We start from the raw sequence: 25,962 nt of genomic DNA, 5'->3' as shown, positions 1-25,962 counted from the left end.
AACGACCCTGCACCAGCGAATGTCTTTGCTACTGAGGCAGGAGCGATTTTATAAACATCACCTATATGAAAGACCCCGCTACTCCCCACACTCATTACTTGGACTGCTCCGACAATGGCAGGCATGATTTTCACCCAATCTCAACTTAATTTGTCACATACATATTTATGTGACATCAGCATTATGGCTGACCATAATTCACTAATCCCAACGTCTATATATGCATTAAGCGCTTCTACTTTTCATTCTATCCTATGCCTATGTGAACAGAATGTGAAAGGTGGTGTGTTGTACAACAGAAATCCTGTTTTATTTCTGTATCTATGTAGGGGTTTATGATACTATAGTTTTAAATTTAGAATTTTCAAAAAACGTGAGGTGTAATGTAATGAACGTCCCTTTAATATTGAATGATTTTCTGGATCGTGCCGTGAAATTATACGGGGAAAAAAAAGCAGTAGTTTGTGATGACAGGAGTTTCACCTACAACGAGTTAAACAGAAGGGTCAATCAGCTTTCGCATGGATTAAAAGCATTAGGGGTTGAAAAGGGTGACCGTGTAGCCTATTTAGCACCTAATACCGTAGAGATGCTAGAAGGATTTTACGGGGTTTTCCAATTGGGAGCCATTATGGTGCCACTTAATACTCGATTAAAGCCAGAAGACTATTTATTCATCCTTAACCATAGTGAGTCGAAAATATTGTTAGTGGATCAAGAATTATATTCACTCATTACTCCGATTAAAGACAAGCTTACAAGTGTTGAACAGATTATTGTCCATTACAAAGACTCATCAACGAGTGAAATCGATTATGAAGAGTGGTTATTGGGATATTCTGGGGATCGTTTTCGCAGAACGAACTTAGATGAAAACGATGTATGTAGTTTACTTTATACAAGTGGAACGACTGGTAATCCAAAAGGTGTCATGTTAACTCACCGGAATAATTATTTACATAGCATCACAACGATGCACCATCTTCGTGTTACTGATCAAGACGTATATTTACATATCCTGCCGATGTTCCATGTGAATGGATGGGGCGCTCCATTTTATTATACAAGTAACGGTGCTACACATATTTGTTTACGAAAGGCATTGCCAGAACTTATTTTCCAAGCAGTACAGGAACATAATGTCTCCGTAATGCATATGGCACCAACTGTACTCAATTCGTTGCTACAGTATAACGAACAATATTCACCTAAGGTGGAGCAACAGGTGAGAGTGGTGATTGCTGGTTCGGCACCACCTCCTGCTTTTGTAACGAGAGTAGAGCATGAATTAGGATGGGAATTCATCCAAGTTTATGGAATGACTGAATCCTCCCCGCTTAGTCTAGTTTCGACGATAAGGTCAGAATTGAAGGATTTACCTGAAAAGGATCAGCATCGTATGAAAGCGAAGGCTGGTCACCAAATGATTGGTAGTGAAGTAAGCGTGGTCAATGAACATGGAGAAGAGGTTGCTAAAAACGGGATTGAAATCGGTGAACTGGTAGTTAGAAGCAATGGAGTAATGAAAGGCTATTGGAAAAATGAAGAGGCGACCATGCAAACAATTCGAAACGGTTGGTTGCATACAGGAGATATGGCAACGGTGGATAAGTATGGAAATATCGATATTGTTGACCGGATGAAAGATATTATTATTTCTGGAGGAGAAAATATCTCTTCTATTGAAGTGGAAGGAACCTTATATGAGCATCCCGCAGTGGCGGAAGCAGCAGTGATAGCAGTACCACATGAAAAATGGGGTGAAACTCCACATGCGTATGTTGTGTTAAAAAATGGACAGACATTAAGCGAACAAGATTTGATTGCATTTTCGAGAGAAAAATTAGCGCATTTCAAAGCTATCACTAGTGTTTCTTTCGTATCCGAATTACCAAAGACAGCTTCTGGGAAAATTCAAAAAGTACATTTGCGAAATGAGTATTGGAAAACTAAAGGTAACTCCGAACGGTTTGTGAATTAATATACGAATTAATATACGAGGGTGTCCCAAAGGTATAAACTTTTGTGACACCCTCATGTATTTAGGACGGCTTGTAAAAATAAAATGGCTGTTAATTTCCGTTTCAGGCGCTTCGCTTTCCGAGGGGCTTGAGCTGAGTCTATCCTCCGCCGTTGGCATCTGTAGGGTCTCAGCTCCAGCTGATCCCACAGGAGTCTTCGCGCCTTTCACTCAAATAAAATCAGGTTATTAAATTCACTTTTCACAAAAACTAAATTTCAACACTTCCATCTAACCATAGGAAAAAGGATAAATACAAAAAAGAGGCGAATCTCAAGTTGATTTTTAAGCTTGAGTCAGCCTCTTTTATATAGAATCTCAATGTCGAGGCTTAAGGTTCGACACCTTTCCAGGTTTGGACTTTGTCCGTTTCTAAAATACCAAGTGTGACATCCCCGATATCTGGATCTTTAAGCAATAAGTCTCTTACCCTAAATTTGATATCATCTGCCACAGCAAGTGAATAGCCTTCTTTCAATTCAATATAACTTTCCACGTGGTATTTTCTACCTTCTTGAAGGATGCGAAGTTTATTAATATCGACAACGTCAGGGTCAGAAAGGAGGATGGATGCTACTCGTTCTTCTACTTCTATAGGTGCTGCCACCCCGATAAGTCCTAATGTATTTTCGTAACCGATTTTAATCGCAATTCCGACAAGAAGAATTCCGATTAAAATGGTCCCTACCCCATCTAGAAAATACAGACCGGTAAAATGAGCCAATAAAATCGATCCGAGTGCTAACAATGCACCAAATGTAGCAATGATGTCCTCGTAAAACACCAAACGGGTAGGGGGAGCTGCCAGTGCTACATTCTTAAAAGCAGTTGAAACAACACCAAGTCCTTTAGCATCACTTCTCGTTTCATGGACGATTTCCTTCATTGCTTTAAACAGGATAAATCCGTCAATCACAACAGCAAAAAGCATAACACCGACATTTAAAAGTAGATCTGACGAGGCTTTTGGGTGTTTAATTAGCTCCCAACCTTTATGTAAGGTTTCATAAGCCATAATCGAAATGACAATGACTGCAATTAAAACGAATAAATTTATGACCCGTCCGAAACCGGTAGGAAATCGTTTAGTTGGTGCTTTCTCTGCTAAAGCACTTCCTACAAAGACGAATCCTTGATTTAGGGCATCCGCAAAAGAGTGTAACGTAGTAGCCATCATGGACCCACTGCCACTAAGAGCTGCGGCTATTCCTTTAACAATTGCAAGAACTGTATTTCCCAGAGCTGCGATCCCAGATGACTTATTTCCTTTCTTTAAGAAATTAATTAAAGACATGACATCACTCCTTTTTCAAAAAAACCTTATTTTTGGGATACCCTGTTGCTATTGATTTTAAAAGTAAAACAAAAATATTTTTATTTCCTTTTAAAAATGGGGATAAAAAGGAATTTTCTTCCGGAGCTTGGATTGCTATAATCGGTAGAAGATGAAGAATTGGAGGAGAAACTGTGTATTCATTAAGAGATAAAAGAATAGAAACGATAGATATATTAAGAGGAATTGCTCTATTAGGCATTTTCCTTGTTAATATGCCTTCCTTTTTTAGCCCGGTATTACATATTGATCCATATTCCTATTATAAAGAAGGAATCGACCGGAATTTATCCTATATTGTTGACGTGATTGCCCAAGCTAGTTTTTATCCGTTGTTCGCCTTCCTTTTTGGATATGGAGCGGTGTTATTGGAAAGAAGCTTAGAGAATAAAGGGTTAAAATTCAAAACTACTTATACAAGAAGGATGCTTGCTTTGCTTGGATTTGGAGTGGTACATGCTTTTCTTGTATGGCATGGCGATATACTGATCAATTATGCCATTTTGGGCTTAATTTATTTGTTGTTCCATAAATTAAATGGGAAGACATTATTATGGGTAGGGTCTTTATTATACTTAATTCCTCAAATCGTAATGAGTTTATTAGTGGTTTTAGCTTCCTTTATAGTTCCAACAGAGGAAGACTCTTTCAAAAACGAAACGAAGCTAATCAATCAATCCATTGAAATTTATCAAAATGGTTCCTTCATGCAAATCACACAGCAACGCTGGGAAGATTGGTATCTAATAAATGGTGGTGGAGCGGTAGTGCTTATGTTCTTTGCCATTTTACCGTATTTACTAGTTGGCGCTGGTGCTGCGAAAATCAAATGGTTAGAAAATCCTGAGCGTTATAAAAAGTCACTTACAATAACCATGTGGATTAGTTTAGTAGGAGCCATTATCTTAAAATTAATGCCGTATTATGCAGGACATAAATTATCTATCACCATGGTACAAGATTTTATTGGGGGGACTTTTCTTACGTTCTTCTATATTACAGGCATCACTCTCTTACTAAGAAAAGAAACGGTACAAAAATGGTTTCAACCATTCGCTTTTGCGGGTAGAATGTCGATCACCAATTACTTAACACAATCCGTACTATGTAGTTTTATTTTTTATTCTTACGGTTTAGGACTATATGAAAGGATTTCCTATACAATTGGTGTAGTTCTAGTGATAGTAATCTTTATTTTGCAATTATTATTCAGTAAATGGTGGCTATCTTCCCACACAATGGGTCCAGTTGAATATGTATGGAGAACACTCACTTACGGTAAACGACCTAGATGGAAAAAATATAAAGAAGGGGACTCACTATGAAATTAGCTACTGTTATTTATAAAGAAAAAGAAATTATAGTATACAAGGAAATGGATAACGATCTTTTATTAGATGTACGCAAAGCGGCAAAGGAAATGTCGGGCAAGGATGATTTCCTTCCTACGAGCTTGCTTGGCATTATTCAAGGTGGAGACCCAGTATGGGAGGATGTAAAAAAGGTGAGCCAATGGGCAAAAGAAAATCGCTCGGATTCATTTTATCTTAATGAAGATATGGTCACTTGGAAATCGCCAATTCCACGACCGTTAAAAAATATCTTTTGTGTGGGTAAAAACTATGCTGACCATGCGATTGAAATGGGGAGTGCAGACGATATCCCGGAGCATGTGATGATGTTTTCCAAAGCCCCAACTGCTATCATAGGTCATGAAGGAATCATACCTTTACATGAAGAGGTTACATCTCAGTTAGATTATGAAGGAGAACTTGCCGTTATCATTGGTAAAAGTGGAAAAGGTATCTCTCTAGAAAACGCCCTGGACCATGTTTTTGGATATACACTTCTGAATGATATAACAGCGAGAGATTTGCAAAACAAGCATAAACAATTTTTATTAGGCAAAAGTTTGGATGGATCATGTCCAATCGGTCCATATATCGTCCATAAAACTGCGATTCCAAATGCCCAAGATTTAAAAATTGAAACAAAAATCAATGGTGAAGTAAGACAATCTGGACATACGTCCCAATTTATTTTTTCGATAGAAGACATCATCTCCACCATTTCCAAAGGAATGACTCTTGAAGCAGGGGACATTATTGCCACCGGTACACCTGCTGGAGTTGGAAAAGGATTCAAACCACCCAAATTCCTGAAAAAAGACGATGTCATTGAAATAACCATCAATGAAATTGGAACTTTAAGGAATACGGTAAAATAATGGCTATAATAATCAGTCGCCAATTGGACATTAATTTTTCGTGCTTTATACGATGTTGTGGTAAGATGGGAATGAAAATGAACTAGGAGGATTTTTTTAATGACACACATGCATATTACTTCTTGGGTAGTTGCTATTGTCCTTTTCTTTGTAACGTATGGACTACTAAAAAGTGGGAACCAAAAAGGATCAAAAATCGCCCAAATGATTTTACGAGTATTTTACATTTTGATTATCGCATCAGGAGTAGGCTTAATTGTTTCTACAAATTTGACAGTTTCCTACATGGTTAAGGCGTTACTAGGTGTAATTGTAATTGGATTAATGGAAATGGTATTAGGACGCTCAAAACGAGGCGAAATGAAACCTTTCTTCTGGATCTTACTATTCGTTGCATTGCTTGTTACAATTTATTTCGGATTAAGCTTACCTCAAGGGATCTATCTGGGGTAATCTTGCGCTTTATCTAAACTATACAAATTTTCCTTTTTAAAGTTAGAGCAGTGTCTAGCTTCAGCGCCCAGCGACTAGTGTGCTTCGGCCTCCTCTTTACGATAAGTCAACATCGAATCACTATCGTTCTTCGTGTTGTCTAGCTACGAGCGCCATCGGCTCGAGGTCATAAGCTAATCCGGCCGGAAGGTCAAGACCAACCTTCCAGCCGGCTCGTCTTATGCTGGTCGCCGATAAACAGGCGCTCTACGCATTTCAGGTTTCCTTTATCTCATACGGAGTCCTCCAGCCCATACGTAGCTAAACATGGCGCTTCCGCTTTACTAGCCACCAATTTTTTTTGGTGGTTTTTTCTATTTCTAAAGAAATTTACATAAGATTGTGATATTTTATATTAATAGAAGTTTTTTGACATTTTTCGGCATGAGAGGTGATAATCTTGGCTAAAACGCTAAATTATTCATTTACAACGATTGAAGATTTAGAAGAATTTTTAATAGATCATGAGCTTCAGGATTATCCAAATATCTTAGTCCAAATTTTCTCTGGCGAAAAGGACTTAACGAATGTAAAGCAAATAACTAGATTATTAAATGAAGTATTGCCTAAGTGTGTCATGATCGGATGTTCGACATTTGGTGAAATAATAGATGGGAAAATTCAAGAGGAAAGCATTGTCCTTTCGATGACGGTGTTCGAAAAAACAAAAGTTAAGAGCTGCTTGATTAAAGGGGAAGAGTTTACTTCAGGAAAAAGGCTTGGTAGGAAGGTAGTTTCAGAACTGTGTGAGACTGGATCTAAGGTGTTAATGGTCTTTCCAACAACATCTATAATCGATAAACACGGTATCTTGGAAGGAATACAAGAAGAAAGCCAAGATGTAACGATTATTGGAGGTATTGCAGGATCTATTGGACCTAACGGAGAATCATGGGTATTCGATGGGACAGACTTCTCTGACAATGCAGTTGTTGCAGTCGTATTAAACAACGAACACCTAACTGTTCAAACCTACATTAATAATCATTGGAAAGAGATTGGTCAAACTTTTACTGTCACTAATGCCAAGGATCAATTCATATACTCTATAAACTCCAAAAAGCCTGTCCAGGTATTAAAAAAATATTTAGGAGATAGCTTTGTAAAAGGCTTGCCGCAATCCGGATATGAGTTCCCTCTATTGAACACATTTCGAGGTGAGCAACAAGCATATTTTATCATGGGAACACATCAAAATGGATCAATTGAAATTAATGGGAAAGTAAAAGCAGGCGATGAGTTATCCTTCGCTTATGCGAATATCCCCCAATTGATTAAGCAGTCCATTGGTGACATGAAAAAACTAGTCAAGCAACCTCCTGAAACGATGTTCTTAATTAACTGTGTAGCAAGAAAAAGAATGCTTTGGGATTATTCAAAAAAAGAGGCAGATATGCTTATGCAAATAGGCAATGTAGCCGGATTTTTTGCAACGGGAGAATTTTGTTCCTCGGGAGATAAGAAATTATCATTAAGAGGTTATACAACGGCTTTGATTGGAATATCTGAATCTAAACCTGTTTTACTAGAGAAGGTACCAGTTTTTAAATACTCTTTGCCTATGACATTGGAGTCTGTCAATACGCTATCCCATTTAATAGAAGCAACTTCAAGTGAAATCAAAGGCTTAAACGATGAATTAAATATTTCGGAACAGTATTATAAATCGCTGTTCGATAACAATACAGATTTCGTCTACTCAACTGATTTACAAGGTAGGTTTACGACTGTAAACAATAGCTTTGAATCTGCTTTTGGGTATCGAAAAGGGGAAGTCCTTGGTCAAGTGGCATTAAAATATGTTCGAAAAGAAGATGTACAAAAGATCAGAATGCATTTTTACAGGACTTTAAAAGGGAAAGAGCAGCAATATGAAGTGCAAATTGTGACTAAGAGCGGTGAGCAACAAGCCTTCCAGATTCGTAACATCCCCATTACAGTTGGTGGCGAGATTGTTGGCATATATGGAATTGGAAGAAATATTACAGAACAAAAAAAGATCCAACATGAAATTGAACAGCTTTCCAATTTTGATTTGCAGACGGGGTTGCCAAACCGGATTCGTTTCACTGAGCTACTGCAAGAACAAATAGATAGAAGTAAAAAGAAAAAACGTCAACTCGCAGTATTAATCCTTGATATTGACCGATTTAAGATTATTAACGATAGCCTCGGACATTTTGCAGGGGATAGCGTACTGAATGTGTTGACTAATCGTATTAAAGATCATATGCCATCAGGGACCTACATGGGCCGATTTGGTGGGGATAAATTCACATTGATGATGACTAAGAATGTCGATATGGACTCAATACGGAAAGCGATAAATAAAATAAAAGGAGCACTAGGTCACGCCATCCTTTATGATAATCAAGAATTTTTCATTACTGCTAGTATAGGTGTGTGCATTTTTCCAGAAGATGGAGTTGATGCCCACGATTTAATGAAAAATGCTGACACTGCCATGAATCGCGCGAAAAATGCAGGTGGGAACAGAGTATTCTACTATTCAAACGAGATGAACGAACAAGCAGTTCACCGTCTTGAAATGGAAAGTAATTTGCGTAGAGCGATTATAAATCAGGAATTCTACTTGTGCTATCAGCCGTTAGTCGATGTGCCAACGGGAAAAATTTATGGAAGCGAAGCTCTTATACGATGGAAACACCCTAATCTTGGGCTTATTTCTCCGGCTGATTTCATCCCAATCGCTGAAGAAACAGGTCTCATTTTAGAGATAGGACAGTGGGTGTTGAAAACAGCTTGTAAGCAAAATAAGGAATGGCAATCGAAAGGTCTTGGGCCACTAATTATTTCAGTGAATGTCTCTGCGCATCAATTTCAACAGCCGGAGTTCTTGGAACAAGTTCGAAATGCCTTAGAGGAATCAGGGATGGATCCCGAATATCTTCATTTAGAATTAACGGAAAGCGTCATGATTGGAAACATTGAATATAGCATTTCGGTCATGCAGGGCCTTCAACAATTAGGAGTTAAAGTTTCCATTGACGACTTTGGAACGGGCTACTCATCATTAAGTTACTTAAAGAACTTGCCAATTGATTACTTGAAAATCGATCGGTCTTTCATAAACAACTTAAAAGATAATTCATCGGATATTGCCATTGTGAGAGCTATTATCACCATGGGGCATGGATTAGCGGTAAAAGTGGTAGCAGAAGGCGTGGAATCCAAGGAGCAACTGGATATTCTTAAAGAAATGGAATGTCACTACGCTCAGGGATATTATATTGATAAGCCGTTGAAAGACGCGGATTTTGAAATAGGGTTAAAGAAATCTCAAATTTTGGTATAAATAGAAAAAGTGCATCATATGCACTTTTTTTATTTGATTGAAACATGTTATTTTGGCCGTATTATCAAAAGATTTTGCTAATAATCTTTTAGAATGACCTTGAAATTGAATTATTTATTTAATTTTTCGATGACTATGCGTTTTCCAGTATTCAAAGTGAATTCAAACCGGTCATGCGCATTGGTGGAGTAAACAAAATGATGTTGGACGGAGCAAATGGTTTCTCCATTATCGAAGATGAAAAAATTGACTCCTGATTTATTTTTTTGTTCGCGTAAAAAGGTAAGCTGGTTGTAGCCGTATATACAATCATAAATTGAAAAATCAAGTGAGTTCAATGTCATGATAAATTGAAAAAATGAATCATCATGCAACTCTTCGAGTAATCTTCCAAAAGAAAATTGTACATGCTTCCTAATTTTCACTTCCTCTTGGTCGAACAAATAAACGATTTCTTTTGATAGTTTTACTCCTCCATCATCAAGCAATATTCCACTTCGCCACCGATTTCCTCTATATAATTCCACCTCCTGATTGATGAATTCTTCAAGAGGTGAAGCCTCATCGGTTTCATCGTTAAAAAATACCCACTGAGAATTGATATATTCTACAATCCCTTCGTTATAGGCACGGGATTGATGGCTGATTAATTTAATTCTCTGCTGCTGATTCATAATTGTACCTCCATATGGATTGCCTCACCTACTTTTTTGACATATTGTACACAAATCATACATGAGGCGATTCCTTCTTGCGTTTTGTGTTCTCGAAATAACTTCCCCCTTTACAAAGATAGGACAATTAACCAATTAAACGATTCATGCATAGGCTATCTTACATGCAGGGATTGACTTGTAAACATGCTTTACGTTTTGGATAGAGAGAGGATGAATAACATGTGCGGAATAACTGGCTGGGTAGATTTTACTCGGAATGTTGGTAATGAGAGACAAATTGTTGAGAAGATGACCGAAACGTTAAAGCGCCGTGGACCAGATGATAGCAACGTATGGACAGATACTCATGCATGTTTTGGACATAAACGGCTCACAGTCGTAGATCCAATCGGTGGAAGACAGCCAATGACCATCGAAAAGCTTAGCAATCGTTATACGGTTTGTTATAACGGAGAGTTGTACAACACCGAGGACATACGAAAAGAGCTATTATTAAAAGGATATTCTTTTAAAGGTCATTCTGACACTGAAGTTTTACTAACTTCGTATATTGAATGGAAAGAAAAGTGCGTGGATTTTTTTAATGGGATATTCGCCTTTGCTGTGTGGGATGAAAAGGAAAAGCAGATGTTTATCGGGCGGGACCGCCTTGGGGTAAAGCCGTTGTTTTATGCAAAACTGAAGAATGGTATAATATTTGGTTCAGAGTTAAAGAGTATTCTTGCTCATCCAGAAATGAAGACAGCCATTGATAGAGAAGGATTGGCAGAAGTCTTTGGTCTTGGACCATCTAGGTCGCCTGGTACGGGCATATTTTCTGGTATCGAGGAATTGAGACCAGGACATTGTTTGCGTTTTTCTAAAGAGGGATTGAAAATTTGGCGGTATTGGAATGTGAAAAGTCGAGCACATACTGATAGCCTAGAAGAAACGACTTTGAATGTAAGAGAATTAGTACATGATGCAGTAACTCGTCAGCTCGTTTCTGATGTCCCTTTATGTACATTTCTTTCAGGTGGCGTTGATTCAAGCGCGATTACAGCTATTGCAGCAAATGCTTATAAACGTGATGGGAAGTCTGCGCTTCACACGTATTCCATTGACTATGAAGGTAATGATCAATTTTTTAAAGAAAGCGAATTTCAACCAAATTCAGATGGACCTTGGATTAAGAAAATGACAGATACGTTTGAAACCATTCATCACAACTGTGTAATTTCACAGGAACAGCTAGCAGATTATTTAGTCGAATCGGTTCACGTGAAGGATTTGCCAGGAATGGCCGATGTTGATTCCTCTTTGCTTTGGTTCTGTAAGGAAATAAAACAAAACTTTGTCGTCGGGCTATCAGGTGAATGTGCGGATGAAATTTTCGGTGGGTATCCATGGTTTCATCGTGCGGATGATTTGAATAGAGACGGATTTCCTTGGATGCGTTCCACTTCGCTTCGTTCCCAATTATTAAAAGAATCATGGAGAAATAAACTGAACCTAGAAGAATATGTTCAGTCAAAATACCGTGAGAGTGTTCTAGAGACTCCACAACTTGAGGGAGAGTCGAAGGAAGAAGCTAGAAGAAGAGAACTATTCTATTTAAATATGGTTTGGTTTATGACAACTCTATTGGATCGAAAAGACAGAATGAGTATGGGAGCAAGTTTAGAAGTTCGTGTTCCTTTTGCTGATCATAGATTAGTTGAATATCTATGGAATGTTCCATGGGAGATGAAAATGACAGGGCACAGGGAAAAGGGATTATTACGAAAAGCCTTAGAAGGAACTTTACCTAATGAAGTATTGTACCGTAAAAAGAGCCCCTATCCAAAAACCCATAATCCAGCTTACACGAATAAAATAAAAAATTGGCTTCAAGAGTGTTTGAAGGACAAAAATTCAGCACTTCATGAATTTTTTGACCGAACACAACTAGATGATATTATCCAAAGTGGAGGATCTGCCTTTACAGTCCCGTGGTTTGGTCAATTGATGACAGGACCTCAACTATTAGCACATCTTGGTCAGATTCATGTATGGTTCGAAGATTACAATATTAGTTTAATTGAATCGTAATAGTAAAGAGGTTGCCTTTTATGGTAAACTGTCATCCTATTCAAGTACTACAATGAAATAGCATACAAATACAAGTGTAAAAGCAGTGGATTTCAAACGGGAAATCACACTGCTTTTTGCTTTTGAAAAGCCTACTTGAGAATAGTTAAAGGAAGGTTCCGGTAGCTTCTCATTTTTATCGATGTTGATCTACAAGAATTTGATTCCCGTCTGGATCTTCAATGACAAAATGTGCTGGTCCCTTAGATGCTTCATCAGTTTCAGTGAGCATTTTTATTCCTTCAGCCTTGAGTTGTTTTTGAATGTCTCGAATATCCGTAAACGCTTCGAGATTTTCAGCATTTTCATTCCATCCTGGATTAAAGGTTAGAATGTTCTTTTCAAACATTCCTTGAAATAACCCAATAATACAATTCTCATTCTTCATAATAAGCCAATTTTGATTTATGTCACCACCAAAAGCTTGAAATCCTAGTTTTTCGTAAAATGACTTGGAAATATTAATGTCTTTTACATTTAAACTTACTGAAAATGCTCCTAGTTTCATTTGTACTTCTCCTTTTGGGTGAAAAGTTTTATTTAATTTTAATATAAATGAGCAGTTAGAAACTAGCAACTTTTACCATAGACTTTACTCTTGATGTGAAACAAACCCTTTTCGCATCCAAACTTTTGATTTCCAACGCCATAACATTAGCAGGCCACGGAACCATTCATCTGCAGCAAATGCAATCCAGATTCCCACTAGTCCTAAACCGAAGTATATTCCAAGTACATAGGAAAGCGTTACGCTTATTCCCCACATAGAGAGGATTCCCATGTAAACAGGGAATTTCACATCACCAGTTGCCCTTAATGAATTGATGATAACTAGATTGAATGTCCTACCAGGTTCAAGTATTAATGTTAGCCAAATCAATGTACTTCCAACAGCAATGATCGACTCGTTGGAAGTGAAAATAGATAATAATTGTTTTGAGAAAAGGGAAAAAAGAAGGGAAGCCCCAAGTGTAATACAAAGTGCTAGCTTTAAGCTTTTTATGCAACGGGAATAGGCTTCTTCATATTTCCTTGCACCAATTTGATGACCTATCAAAATTTGGGTTCCTTGGCTAATTGCAACTCCAAATAAGAAAATAAACATCATTAGATTTTGTGCATAAACCTTTGTCGTTAATGCATTGGTTCCAAGCATCGTGATAAAGAAAGTAATGACCATCTGTGAACCATTATAGGATAGATGTTCACCTGCAGATGGAATACCGATCTTTAATAAATCCTTAATGTGTTGGATGGGCATCTTCCAAAATTGATTAAAAGGTAATTTGGTTGGCACACGCTTGACTAATAAAACCATGATGGCAATAAATCCAACTAGACGGCTAACTGTTGTGGAAATAGCTACGCCTTCCACTCCTAAAATAGGGAAGCCAAAAGGGCCAAAAATGAACAAATAATTCCCGATAACGTTCAGGATATTCATTCCGATTGTGACATACATAGCATCTTTAGTGTGACCGTAGCTTCTAATGATTGCCCCTGCAGTCATAATCAAGGCTTGAACGAAGGAAAATCCTCCAACTATGATGAGATAGGAATCTGCCTCAGATAATAACTCCCTAGGTAAATCCATAAATTGTAATAAAAAGTCACTTGTGAAAAAGATAATAGCACTTAATACAAGGCCAAAAACCAAATTGACTACTAGCGAGACTACTGCAATCTGTGCAGCTGTCAGTTCGTTTTTAGCACCAAGATTTTGTGCCACTAAAATGGCAGTTCCGGTAGCAATAAAGCCAAACATCACGATCACTAATGATAGAATCTGATTGGACACTCCGACTGCAGCAACGGATTGATCTGAATATTGACTTAGCATCAATGTGTCTGCATTTCCCATGAGCATATGTAGGAAGAGTTCAATGAACAATGGCCAGGTGAGGGCAAATAAAGTCAATTTTTTAGTAGATTTAGACATATTGGTACTCCTATTAATCTAGTAGGATAAATAATATAAGGTTTGACCCCGCTCTAAATATAGAGTGGGGTCGGCCTAAAAGAAAAGATTATACGACATTTGAATCTTGGAAGGCTAAGATATTGAACCCGTATGGTCCAAGCTGAACTTGAACAGAAGAGGATTCTAGTGCAAGTTCTTCTTCTGTCCAAAGGTTTTTAACTACAATTCCCTTCTTAGGTAGAGGTAGTTCAAAAGTCTGTTCTTGATTAGTAGGATTGATTAAGACAAATACATTTCGATCATCTTGGAATTTCTTGAAGGCTACGATGTCAGATGTAATACGATTTAAAAACTGAAATCTTCCTTCATTCGCTAGCAATTTCTCCGACTTTCTTAATTCGATTAATTTCTTGACGTGCCCTAAAAGATTAAGGTTTTGTTTACTTAGATCCCATTCCATACATTTTCGACAACCGGGATCTTGTTCACCTGTCATCCCGATTTCATCTCCGTAATACATACAAGGCGAGCCCATAAATGTATAAAGTAGCGTATAAATTAATTTCACTCGATTAATATCTTCATTACACTCTGTCATGATTCGTGGAGTGTCGTGACTTCCTACTAGGTTGAAAGTGTAATCCATAACGTATTTAGGGTAGCTTTGGATTACAGCTGTCATTGCATTCATGAATTGTTGAGCATTGATGTTTTGTTTAGCCAATAAGTTCAAAACATTTGTTGTAAATGGATAATTCATGACGGCATCGAATTGATCTCCCTGTAACCATGGCATGGAATCGTGCCATATTTCACCTAGAATATATAAATCTTCTTTTTCTTTTTTTACTATCGTTCGAAATTCTCTCCAAAATTGATGGTCCACTTCATTTGCAACATCGAGACGCCAACCATCGATATCGAACTCTTTTATCCAGTATGAAGCTACATCCAATAAGTATTTTTTTACATCAGGATTTTGAGTATTGAATTTTGGCATTGCATCTACGAATGCAAATGTTTCATAGTTTGGGCGCTCTCCGCCTTTTAAAGGCAAACTATGTGGATGGAACCAATCTTTGTATGGGGACTTCTCACCATTTTTTAATAAGTCTTGGAATGGAGGGAAAAATAAGCCACTATGATTGAAAACGGCATCGAGCATTACTTTAATTCCTCGATTATGACACTCTTGAACAAGTCTTTTCAAATCTTCTTTAGAACCAAATTGTGGGTCGATTTCCATGTAGTCAATGGTATCGTATTTATGGTTGGAATGTGCCTTGAAAAAAGGAGTAAAATAAATACCGTTTATCCCCAATTCAGCTAAATAATCTAGTTGATTAATAATTCCTTCAAAGTCACCCCCAAAGAAATTGGTCTTAGAAGGTTCTGCACTTCCCCAAGGTAAGGCACCTTCTGGATCGATGGCAGGATTACCGTTGGCGAAGCGTTCAGGGAAGATTTGATACCATCTAGCTTCTTTCACCCATTTTGGAGCTTGGAATAATTCAGAAGCATGAAGATATGGATGGCAGAAATAATAGCCACTATCCATTATGGCTTCATGGTAAAATCCTTTTTCAGTATAAACAATCGTTTCACCCTTGCTGTGAAGTTGAAAACCGTATCTTAGGCGACGGTGAGGAGGGTTAATTTGAATTTCCCAATAATCAAAGATCCCATCAGTTGCAGACCATTCCATAGATTGGCGTTGAAAAGCCCAATGGCCATCTTCCCAAATGTATGGATCACCGTGAAGAAGTTCAATTTTATCGACATCATCTTTTTTTGTTCGAATGCGTATTCCAAGTGTATTCTCATCTGTTATAAATGAAAAATTATGGCCTGGTCTATGAAAAATTGCAGATAGTTCCATCCAATATCCACTCCTTCAAATTATTTTGCAATCGTTTGCACGAAAGTATGAAAAATTTAGATTAAATCAAGCTTAAGATAGAAGATAATAGAGTATAGAAATGTCTTTTATTCCTTAAATTCAATTTTCCACTTGATCAAATTCTTCCAATTAAAACTATCATTCAGATTAACAAATGCACCCCGTTTATTCAACCGTAATATGGTATGACAGAAAAGAGGATAGTATTACCTGGCAAACCTTGTCATAAAAAAGTTGTTGTAAAAGAATCGAAAGCAAGTATAATAGGTAATAGAAATTGTGCAATCGGTTTCATAAAGCGAGTCATGAATTTAGAATGAAAAAAGGATTACCTAATACATAAATAGTGCAATTCAGTAGGATTTATTTTTTTGTCCTGTATTGGTACCGTTTTCATTTTCGACAATTTTTGCAGTTTTGTGCAAACGGTTGTATAGAATAAAAATTTTTGTATGGATATATCGGGAGGGTCAATTATGAAAAAAGCTTTATCAATGCTATTGATGCTTGTCCTTTTAGTAGGTATGCTTGCAGCTTGTGGTCCTAAACGTGAAGCAGAGCAAAAGCCTGCTGAAGGTGAAAAGGGCACAGAGCAAACAGCTGAAGAGCCAAAACCAGAGAAACTTGTAGTTTGGGAAGACAAAGATAAGAGTAAGGATTGGTTACCTGCTGCTATCAAGTCTTTCGAAGAAGAATATGGAATCAAAGTTGAATTCAAAGAGTTGAACATGGCTGATAAAATCCGTGATCAATTACGTCTAGATGGACCTACTGGAAATGCACCAGACGTTGTAACACTTCCACATGACCAAATCGGTCAAGTTGTTACAGAAGGTCTTATCCAAGAAATTAAAGTAGAAGACGAAGTATTAAAAACATACAGTGATTCTTCTGTAACTGCACAAATGTATGATGGAAAGCTTTATGGTCTTCCAAAAGCTACTGAAACACCTGTATTTATCTACAACAAAGCATTAATGGAAAAAGCTCCTGAAACAATGGATGAGCTTTATACTTTCTCTAAAGATTTCACTAAGGGTGGTAACTACGGTTTCCTTGCTCTATGGGATAACTTCTACTTCGCGCATGGTCCAATCGCTGGTATGGGCGGATATGTTTTCAATGAAAAAGACGGTGCTCTAGACCGTGATGACGTAGGATTAAGCAACGACGGTGCTGTTGAAGGTACTGCTTATATTCAAAAATGGTACAAAGAAGGTCTATTCCCTAAGGGTATCATCGGTGAAACTGGTGGAGCTGCAATGGACGGACTATTTAACGAAGGTAAAGCGGCTTCTGTTATGAACGGACCTTGGGCATTCCAAGGAATGAAAGATGCAGGAATTGATATTGGAGTTTCAGCACTACCTAAGCTTCCAAATGGTGAGCCTGTAAAAACATTCATGGGTGTTAAAGGATGGCACGTGACTCAATTTACGAAAAGTCCTTATTGGGCAACTAAGTTAATCGAGCACTTAACAAACGACGAAAACTCTAAAGCACGTTTCCAAGCTGTACAAGAAATTCCTGCTAACGTGGCATTAGTTGAAGATCCAGTAATCGCTGATAACGAAGGTGCAAAAGCGGTTGCATTACAATCTCAATACGCAGTTCCAATGCCAAACATTCCAGAAATGGCTGAAGTTTGGGGACCAATGGCTTCTGCACTTCAAACTGTAGCATCTCAAAAAGCTGAGCCAAAAGCGGCGCTTGACGATGCAGTTAAAACAATCAAAACAAACATCGAAACAAACCACCCAGCAAAATAATGGGTGACAAAGGTAAAGGCGATACCTTCCGATAGGGAGGGTATTGCCTATCCTTATATATAGACACAAAGTATAAGAAGACTTTTTTCAACTTAGATACGGCATATAGCCGTTTTTTATAGAAAAATTAGGCAAACGTTTGCACTAGCTTTTCTTAGTTTTTGAATACAAATTGCGATATAAAATTACTACTATAACTTTCTCCTATTTGCAGAAAGGGGAGGCGAAAAGCCCTAATGGAAGCTGTACAAACTGCTACTAAACATGGAAGAAACGCTGCTTTGCTATCCATCATACCTGGATTCGGACAGTTTTATAATAAACAATTCGTTAAAGGACTTATCTTTTTAGTTTTGGCATCATCATTTGGCATTGTTTTTGCTGATACATTGAATATGGGCTTTTGGGGTCTATTCACATTAGGTGAGATAGCAGGACTGGATCATTCCATTTTCCTATTAATTGACGGAATCATAGCCCTAATCATCACAGTGATAGGATTGGGCATATATTCATTAGGTATATTGGATGCCTATAAAAATGGTAAAAAGCGCGACATGGGATTGGGTCTTCATTCTGTTAGGGAGCAATACCATAACTTAATTGATAATGGTTTTCCATACTTAATGATTACTCCAGGATTTTTCCTGTTAATCTTTGTGGTGATTTTCCCGATTTTATTCGTAGCATTGCTAGCTTTTACAAACTATGATTTATACCATTCTCCACCTGCGAAATTAGTGGATTGGGTTGCCTTCCAAAACTTCGTGGATATTTTCAAATTGGACATTTGGAGAAAAACATTCTTTGGAGTTCTAGGGTGGACAATCGTATGGACATTTTTAGCGACAACACTTCAGATTTCTCTAGGAATTTTCCTTGCAATCTTAGTTAATCAAAAAGATTTAAAAGGAAAGGCCATCATTCGGACGATGTTAATTCTTCCATGGGCGGTTCCTTCCTTTATTACAGTATTAATTTTCTCTGGTATGTTTAATGAAACATTCGGAGTCATCAATAAATCCGTTCTACCTATGTTAGGGATAGACGGATTGGCTTGGATGACAAATGAAATGTGGACTCGTTTTGCCTTGATTATGATTCAGACATGGCTTGGATTCCCATTCGTTTTCGCCATGACAACTGGGGTTCTTCAATCGATTCCAGATGAATTATATGAAGCTGCTACAGTAGATGGTGCAAGCATGATGCAAAAGTTCTTTAAAATTACATTGCCCTTAGTGCTTTATGCAACTGCACCAATCTTAATCACGCAATACACATTTAACTTCAATAACTTTAACGTTATCTTCTTATTTAATGGCGGAGGTCCTGCACTACCAGGTCAAAATGCTGGGGGATCCGATATTTTAATCTCTTGGATTTACCGTCTCACTATGACTAGCGCGCAATATGGTAAAGCGGCGGCTGTAACGATGATTCTTTCTATTATTGTTATCTCAGTAGCATTATGGCAATTTAAGAGAACTAAGTCTTTCCAAGAGGAGGATATGATGTAATATGAGCATGAAGAAAAATAAAATTATCCGACTCACAGTTTCCTACTTAATTATTCTTGCAGTTATTTTCGTCGTTGTTTACCCATTGCTTTGGGTTATCGGGTCTTCTTTAAATCCAGGGGCAAGCTTATCTGGATCTAGAATGTTCCCAGAAAATCCAACCCTTGCTCATTATCAATATTTATTTGACCTTGAGAAATCTAACTATATCCTATGGTATTGGAACTCAATGAAAATAAGTTTATCTACGATGGCTCTAACTGTTATTTCAGTTTCATTTACAGCTTATGCTTTTTCAAGATATAGATTTATTGGAAGAAAAAATGGACTTTTGACATTCTTAATCCTGCAAATGATTCCGAACTTCGCAGCATTAATCGCGATATTCGTATTGGCTAACCGTACAGGACTTATTGATACACACCTTGGATTAATCCTTGTGTACGTTGGTGGACAAATTCCAATGAACACTTGGTTGATGAAAGGTTATTTAGACACTATTCCAAAAGAACTAGACGAATCAGCTAAAATGGATGGTGCAGGACATATTCGTATCTTCTGGCAAATTGTCATGCCATTAGCTAAGCCAATCATCGCTGTAGTTGCTCTATTCTCATTTATTGCTCCATTAGGAGACTTTATTTTAGCTAGAATTCTGCTTCGCTCTGATAAAAATCTGACGATGACAGTAGGTTTGTACGAGATGGTAGCTAAACAATTCGGTAATGAGTTTACAAAGTTCGCAGCAGGTGCCGTTCTAATTGCTATTCCAATCGCGACATTGTTCTTGTTTTTCCAAAAATATTTCGTATCTGGTTTGACGGCAGGCGGTACAAAAGGATAATCTTAAAGGGCTAAATAGGTATTTTAAGGGGGAGCGGAAAATGAGAAAGTCTTTATTTTCACTCATTATTATTCCGTTTCTTCTTTTTTACGCCCTTCCTGTAGGTGCCGTCGAAAAAGAAGAACGTAAATGGCAAGATGAAACAATCTATTTCATTATGGTCGACCGTTTTAATAACGGAGATTTTAAAAATGATTTTCAAGTAAATGTTGAAGATCCAAAAGCATATAACGGTGGTGATTTTAAAGGCATTACCGATAAGCTGGATTATTTGAAGGATATGGGATATACCGCATTATGGCTAACACCTGTATTTGATAATGAAGATAGAGGATACCATGGGTACTGGATTCGTGACTTCTATAAAACAGAAGAGCATTTTGGAACTATGGATGAATTCAAGAAATTGGTCAAAGAGGCACATAAACGAGATATGAAAGTCATTCTGGATTTCGTCGTAAACCATGTGGGACCTAACCATCCTTGGGTGAATGATGCTTCCAAAAAGAACTGGTTTCATGAAAAACAGCCCATCTCTAACTGGGCAGACCAAAAAGAAGTGGAAAACAATTGGTTATTTGACTTACCTGACTTGAACCAGGAAAATCCTGAAACAAGAAAATATTTGTTAGATGCAGCAAAATGGTGGATTGAAGAAACGGATGTAGATGGGTATCGTCTGGATACAGTTAAGCATGTTCCTAAAGATTTTTGGAATGATTTTTCCAAAGAAGTGAAGTCAGTAAAAGAAGATTTTTATTTGTTAGGAGAAGTATGGCATGATGACCTACGTGTTGTGTCTTCTTATCAAGATACAGGAATTGATGGGTTCGTTGACTTTGGGCAAAACGAACATCTTCGTACGGCGTTTGCAAAGCCTGACAACAGTTTAGGCTGGTTGTTTACATCACTTGAAAGAAATATGGCATTCTTTGATCGACCGAACCTTCTTGGGAATTTTATGGATAACCATGATATGACACGTTTTACTAGGGAAATTGTTCAGAATAAGCAAAATCCTGGGACACGTTGGAAAATGGCTCTTACATATTTATATACTGTTCCTGGAATCCCTATTGTCTATTACGGATCTGAAATTGCCCTAGATGGTGGAGAAGACCCTGATAATAGAAGGTTGATGGGCTTTAAAGCAGATAAAGAATTAATAGATTATATCACGAAGCTCGGAGAGTTACGCCAACAATTACCTGCGCTGACTAGAGGTGACATGGAATTAATCCATGAAGAAAATGGTATGGCGGTATATAAACGGACCTATAAGGACGAAACGATTGTTGTGGCGGTTAACAATACCTCTAAATCGCAAAATGTTACAATAGGTAAAGATATTTTGGCTAAAGACAAGGAATTACGTGGTCTATTAGCTGGAGATCTTGTCCGAGAAAGTGATGGGAAGTATGAGTTAATCATTGATCGCGAGAAAGCGGAAATTTATGCCCTAACTGAAAAGTCAGGTCTTAATATTCCCTATTTATCAGCGATGGGAGCTGTATACACAGCTTTTGTAGTGTTCATCATTTTAGTTTTAAAAAGATCAAGAAAAGTAAAACCGGATTGAAAATTATTAAAACGATTCAAAGGTCTTTAACCAGCTTAGAATCGGGAGGTATAGAAGATGAATAAATATTGGTGGAAAGAAGCTGTGTGTTATCAAATTTATCCACGCAGCTTTATGGATAGTAATGGAGATGGAATCGGCGATTTAAAAGGAATCATTTCGAAACTTGATTACTTAAAAGAATTTGGGATTGATGTATTATGGATATGTCCATTCTTCAAATCTCCAAACGCCGACAATGGATATGATATTAGTGATTATCAGGATATATTAGACGAATTTGGGACAATGGAAGATTTTGATTTATTATTAGAGGAAGCTCATCAACGTGGGATGAAGGTCATTCTTGACTTAGTTATCAACCATACAAGTGATGAACATCCTTGGTTTATTGAATCTCGATCTTCTAAAGATCATCCAAAACGTGATTGGTACATCTGGAGAGATGGTAAGAACGGTAAAGAGCCAAATAACTGGGAAAGTATATTCTCAGGAAGTGCTTGGGAGCTTGATGAAAAGACTAATCAATATTATCTTCACTTATTTGCGGTAAAACAGCCTGATTTAAATTGGGAGAATCCTGAAGTGCGTAAAGCACTCTATGATATGGTGAATTGGTGGATGGATAAAGGAATCGATGGGTTCCGCGTAGATGCTATATCCCACATTAAAAAACGTCCAGGTTTACCTGACATGCCAAATCCGAAAAAAGAAGAGTATGTTTCTTCCTTTGACATGCACACAAATCAAGAGGGCATCCATAAATTCTTAAAAGAATTAAAAGAAGAAACGTTCGATAAGTACGATATTATGACCGTTGGAGAAGCTAACGGTGTGAAAATCGAACAAGCGGATGAATGGGTTGGAGAAAAGAACGGAAAGTTTGATATGATTTTCCAATTCGAACACTTAGGCCTTTGGGAAAAGGGAGCAAACAATACGGTTGATGTAATTGCGTTAAAAGAAACTTTGACTAAATGGCAAACAGGCTTGCATGAAAAAGGCTGGAATGCTTTATTTTTTGAAAATCATGACCAACCACGTAGCGTGTCTACATGGGGGAATGACGAAGAGTATTGGGCAGAAAGCGCTAAAATGCTTGGAGCATGCTACTTCTTGATGCAGGGGACTCCATTTATCTACCAAGGACAAGAAATAGGGATGACAAACGTCCAATTCGAATCTATTGATGATTATGATGATGTAGGAATGAAGAATTATTACAGAATCGAAACGGCAAAAGGCCGTCCACATCAAGAAATTATGGAGATCATTTGGAGAAGTGGTCGTGACAACTCCCGTACTCCAATGCAATGGAATAACGATAAAAACGCTGGCTTTACTACAGGGACGCCTTGGATGAAAACCAATCCAAACTATACCGCCATCAATGTAGAAAAACAATTAAATGATCCTAGTTCCATCTACTCCTTCTACAAAGCGATGATTTCTCTACGTAAAGACAATGAAGTATTCGTATATGGCGATTATGAATTACTATTAGAAGAAAATCCAGCTATGTATGCATATAAAAGAACTTATGGTGATCAGTCTGCTATTGTACTTTGTAACTTTGGCGCAGAACCGCAAACGTTTGCAGTAGAATTAGACGGCTACGAATTAGTGCTGCACAATTACGAAGAAGTGGAAGACACTTCTAATGAAAATCTTACTTTTAACCCTTACGAAACAAGAGTTTATGTATTAAAATAGGTAAGTGGTTAAATCTACTTATTCTTTAACCAAATTTTACTTTTATTAATAATGGGTGACTCGATTTTGGGTCACCCTTCATAAACGTAAATAATGTAAAAATTTTCAATTAAATGGTTTTGTAAGCGCTTTAAGAGAGGAGGAGTAGAGTTGAATGGCTATTACAATTAAAGATGTGGCTAAATTGGCAAATGTAGCACCCTCAACTGTATCTCGGGTAATTGCAAATAACCCTCGAATTAGTGAACGGACAAAAGAGAAGGTTCGTGAGGCAATGGATCAATTAGGCTATCATCCAAATTTTATTGCTCGTAGTCTAGCAAATCAATCCACTCAGGTTATTGGATTAGTGTTACCTAACTCGACGGATGTGTTCTTTCAAAATCCATTTTTTCCAACCGTTTTGCGTGGTTTGAGTGAAGGTGCCCACGAAAGACATTATGCCCTTCAAATTAGTACGGGAAAAACAGAAGATGAGATCTTTGATGGTGTGGTGCAGATGGTCCAAGGTGGTCGTGTAGATGGAGTCATCCTTCTTTACTCTCGCATTGAAGATCGTGTTCTCACCTATTTAAGGGAACGTAAATTTCCATTTGTCGTAATCGGTAAGCCATTTAAGGATGTCGAGCAAATCACTCATGTTGATAATGACAACTATAAAGCAACAAAAGAAGCGACGAAATATTTGCTTGACCTGGGCCATGAGCAGATTGGTTTCATCGGTGGAGACTTGAATTTCGTGGTAACGCTTGAACGTTTATTAGGATATGAGAAAGCACTTAGAGAAGCTGGTATCCAAAGCAATGATGAATTTATCATCCATAGTCAGTTTCTACGGGAGGGTGGTCAGGAAGCAATCAGTAAACTATTAAACTTAAAGCACCCTCCTACAGCATTAGTTGTTGCCGATGATCTAATGGCTCTTGGTGTATTGAATACTTTGTCAGAAATGAATATTTTAGTGCCAGATGATATTTCTATCCTGAGCTTTAATAATGTTTTATTCTCAGAGCTTTCAAAGCCACCTCTAACTTCGGTGGACATTAATATTTTTGAGTTAGGCTATCAAGCCGCTAAGAGCTTGATTCAACTTTTAGAAAATCCGAAAGAACCAGTGAAGCGCATCATTGTGCCACACGAACTGGTAATAAGACATTCTTGTTCTACCAATAAAGCTAGTTTAATGGTTTAATAGATTAAAAGTGTAAAGAAAATATCAATAAGATTTTAGCGTGAATTCATATACGAATTCACGCTTTTATTTTGGAGGTATTAAAGAACGGAAAGCATTATTAACGTTGAATGATTTATATCTTCAAATTTCTTTTGGTATTGTTTCCATCATATTTCTGGAGGTGCTGGTAGAGATATAGAAGTTACAAAAGAGACAATGATAAAAATAGCCAAGTCGTTTGAGTAAAGATCTTGTTTTTCTAAAAAGGTACGCTTAGATTTTAATTATCTTACTGCATTTTCTTTTTCTAATAAAAGTGGCAGTTTAGTTGAAGAAGAGTTTTTAGGAGAGCATTAAATTTAGAAGGAATAGTCCTCTTTTTAGTTAAATTACTAACATAGAGAATAGTTTAAAACGTAATTACAATGTGTCATTTAATTTGAAGGACCACATTAATAAATAGCAGTAAGGACTTATTATTAGTCTATCGGAGGAAAGATTTAGTAAATTCAGTTTTATTTTGATAATTCTTAGCAAGTTAAATTAGTAAGGTATTGTGTTTTTTCTACACTTAACTCTTCCTGCCTATTTTTGTAATTTTTACTTGACTTCATGTATAGTTTATTTTACATTATGTATAACAAATTTTACTTTTTGTAAAATTTATCAAACAAGGAGGTTTGAATCATGACATACCAAGAAAAGAAAAGCATCGTATCTGTAATTAGTACTATACTCATTTTCGTCTCTTATTGTTTGTACATGTATCCGCGTTTTCCAGGAGGGGGGCTGGAGTCAATTGAAGCTATTCGTTATTGGGGTACATTTGTCCTCTTCCTGACATTGTTTTCAATAGTTGCACATATCATTATCAGCATTATTTTCAACATTGTATTTAGAATTACAACCAACGAAAAAGAACCAACATTTGCGGATGAATTAGATAAGTTAATTGAATTGAAAGCGCAACGAAATTCATTTTTCGTATTTATCATTGGGTTTCTTATTGCAATGGGATCACTGGTCATTTTTCAGCCCTCACATATGATGTTCATTATTCTGATTACTTCAGGGTTCATTTCAGATGTGATGGGCTCTGTTACAAAACTTTATCACTATCGGAGAGGAGTATAAAAAATGGGTAAAAATCTTGTCGGCAATCACATTCGAAAATTACGTTTCAACCATGATGAATTGACTCAGCAACAGTTGGCTGACAAGGTGGGCGTAACCAGACAGACCATCGTGGCTCTCGAAAAGGGGAATTACTCCCCATCTCTAGAACTAGCTTTTCGCATTGCACACACCTTTAACTTACCGTTAGAAGAGATATTTTATTATGGGGAAGACACAAAGCAGTAAGGTGAA

General features: G+C 37.3%; 20 protein-coding genes. 14 read left to right on the top strand and 6 right to left on the bottom strand.

Going from position 1 to position 25,962, the window contains the following annotated elements; genetic code table 11:
• Positions 1-125: spore germination protein (locus DBX25_RS21235; protein WP_240620199.1), on the bottom strand; the 125-nt coding region annotated here is incomplete at its 3' end.
• A 263-nt stretch (positions 126-388) separates the two neighbouring features.
• Here DBX25_RS21235 and DBX25_RS07210 point away from each other — a divergent pair.
• Entirely contained in the window at positions 389-1,981 is a 1,593-nt protein-coding gene (locus DBX25_RS07210; RefSeq protein ID WP_108670104.1) for a long-chain-fatty-acid--CoA ligase, read from the top strand.
• A gap of 370 nt (positions 1,982-2,351) precedes the next feature.
• On the opposite strand, the gene DBX25_RS07200 is transcribed toward DBX25_RS07210, so the two are convergent.
• Complete coding sequence (locus DBX25_RS07200; RefSeq protein WP_108670102.1) at positions 2,352-3,314, bottom strand: cation diffusion facilitator family transporter; 963 nt, start codon at positions 3,312-3,314, stop codon at positions 2,352-2,354.
• A gap of 173 nt (positions 3,315-3,487) precedes the next feature.
• Here DBX25_RS07200 and DBX25_RS07195 point away from each other — a divergent pair, with 173 nt between their 5' ends.
• The 4 genes from DBX25_RS07195 (at position 3,488) to DBX25_RS07180 (ending at position 9,388) form a co-directional block, all read left to right on the top strand.
• Positions 3,488-4,678, top strand: coding sequence for a DUF418 domain-containing protein (locus DBX25_RS07195; protein WP_240620192.1), 1,191 nt, complete (start codon positions 3,488-3,490; stop codon positions 4,676-4,678).
• Positions 4,675-5,580 carry a fumarylacetoacetate hydrolase family protein gene (locus tag DBX25_RS07190; RefSeq protein ID WP_108670101.1) on the top strand — a complete coding sequence of 302 codons (906 nt, stop codon included), beginning with the start codon at positions 4,675-4,677 and terminating at the stop codon, positions 5,578-5,580. The genes DBX25_RS07195 and DBX25_RS07190 overlap by 4 nt, the downstream gene beginning before the upstream one ends.
• A gap of 99 nt (positions 5,581-5,679) precedes the next feature.
• The gene (locus tag DBX25_RS07185) at positions 5,680-6,033 is read left to right on the top strand and encodes a YisL family protein (RefSeq protein WP_108670100.1); all 354 of its coding nucleotides are present in this window, start codon (positions 5,680-5,682) and stop codon (positions 6,031-6,033) included.
• 439 nt (positions 6,034-6,472) lie between these two features.
• A complete protein-coding gene (locus DBX25_RS07180) occupies positions 6,473-9,388 on the top strand; it encodes a bifunctional diguanylate cyclase/phosphodiesterase (protein ID WP_108670099.1) in 2,916 nt (971 codons plus the stop codon).
• A gap of 110 nt (positions 9,389-9,498) precedes the next feature.
• Here DBX25_RS07180 and DBX25_RS07175 read toward each other — a convergent pair whose 3' ends face one another.
• Positions 9,499-10,062: a DUF2777 family protein gene (locus tag DBX25_RS07175; RefSeq protein WP_108670098.1), complete on the bottom strand. Its 564-nt coding sequence runs from the start codon at positions 10,060-10,062 to the stop codon at positions 9,499-9,501.
• Positions 10,063-10,284: 222 nt separating this feature from the next.
• Here DBX25_RS07175 and asnB point away from each other — a divergent pair, with 222 nt between their 5' ends.
• Positions 10,285-12,135 (top strand): asparagine synthase (glutamine-hydrolyzing), encoded by a 1,851-nt coding sequence (gene asnB, locus DBX25_RS07170; RefSeq protein ID WP_108670097.1) that lies wholly within the window; start codon positions 10,285-10,287, stop codon positions 12,133-12,135.
• 175 nt (positions 12,136-12,310) lie between these two features.
• Here the strand turns inward: asnB and DBX25_RS07165 are convergent, their stop codons facing one another.
• The 3 genes from DBX25_RS07165 to DBX25_RS07155 form a co-directional block, all read right to left on the bottom strand.
• Positions 12,311-12,682, bottom strand: coding sequence for a VOC family protein (locus tag DBX25_RS07165; protein WP_108670096.1), 372 nt, complete (start codon positions 12,680-12,682; stop codon positions 12,311-12,313).
• An 84-nt stretch (positions 12,683-12,766) separates the two neighbouring features.
• Entirely contained in the window at positions 12,767-14,113 is a 1,347-nt protein-coding gene (locus DBX25_RS07160) for an MATE family efflux transporter (protein ID WP_108670095.1), read from the bottom strand.
• A gap of 88 nt (positions 14,114-14,201) precedes the next feature.
• Positions 14,202-15,974 carry an alpha-glycosidase gene (locus DBX25_RS07155; protein WP_108670094.1) on the bottom strand — a complete coding sequence of 591 codons (1,773 nt, stop codon included), beginning with the start codon at positions 15,972-15,974 and terminating at the stop codon, positions 14,202-14,204.
• Positions 15,975-16,471: 497 nt separating this feature from the next.
• Between DBX25_RS07155 and DBX25_RS07150 the strand changes: the two genes are divergently transcribed.
• The 8 genes from DBX25_RS07150 to DBX25_RS07115 all read left to right on the top strand — a co-directional run bounded on the left by DBX25_RS07150 (position 16,472) and on the right by DBX25_RS07115 (position 25,956).
• Positions 16,472-17,764, top strand: a complete 1,293-nt coding sequence (locus DBX25_RS07150; protein ID WP_108670093.1) for an extracellular solute-binding protein — start codon at positions 16,472-16,474, stop codon at positions 17,762-17,764.
• A gap of 236 nt (positions 17,765-18,000) precedes the next feature.
• Positions 18,001-19,284: a carbohydrate ABC transporter permease gene (locus DBX25_RS07145; RefSeq protein ID WP_108670092.1), complete on the top strand. Its 1,284-nt coding sequence runs from the start codon at positions 18,001-18,003 to the stop codon at positions 19,282-19,284.
• Between the two features lies 1 nt (position 19,285).
• A complete protein-coding gene (locus DBX25_RS07140) occupies positions 19,286-20,128 on the top strand; it encodes a sugar ABC transporter permease (protein WP_108670091.1) in 843 nt (280 codons plus the stop codon).
• 40 nt (positions 20,129-20,168) lie between these two features.
• Entirely contained in the window at positions 20,169-21,707 is a 1,539-nt protein-coding gene (locus tag DBX25_RS07135; RefSeq protein WP_108670090.1) for an alpha-amylase family glycosyl hydrolase, read from the top strand.
• A gap of 57 nt (positions 21,708-21,764) precedes the next feature.
• The gene (locus tag DBX25_RS07130) at positions 21,765-23,420 is read left to right on the top strand and encodes a glycoside hydrolase family 13 protein (RefSeq protein WP_108670089.1); all 1,656 of its coding nucleotides are present in this window, start codon (positions 21,765-21,767) and stop codon (positions 23,418-23,420) included.
• 154 nt (positions 23,421-23,574) lie between these two features.
• The gene (locus tag DBX25_RS07125) at positions 23,575-24,612 is read left to right on the top strand and encodes a LacI family DNA-binding transcriptional regulator (protein WP_108670088.1); all 1,038 of its coding nucleotides are present in this window, start codon (positions 23,575-23,577) and stop codon (positions 24,610-24,612) included.
• A 669-nt stretch (positions 24,613-25,281) separates the two neighbouring features.
• Positions 25,282-25,728, top strand: coding sequence for a hypothetical protein (locus DBX25_RS07120; protein ID WP_108670087.1), 447 nt, complete (start codon positions 25,282-25,284; stop codon positions 25,726-25,728).
• A gap of 3 nt (positions 25,729-25,731) precedes the next feature.
• Positions 25,732-25,956: a helix-turn-helix transcriptional regulator gene (locus DBX25_RS07115; RefSeq protein WP_108670086.1), complete on the top strand. Its 225-nt coding sequence runs from the start codon at positions 25,732-25,734 to the stop codon at positions 25,954-25,956.
• Positions 25,957-25,962 lie beyond the last annotated feature (6 nt).

Origin of the sequence: Peribacillus acanthi, from assembly GCF_003073175.1 — a bacterium.
GTDB classification, from domain to species: Bacteria; Bacillota; Bacilli; order Bacillales; family DSM-1321; genus Bacillus_BN; species Bacillus_BN acanthi.
The sequence above is the reverse complement of the archived record's forward strand: the minus strand, read 5'-3'. Positions and strand labels throughout refer to the sequence as shown.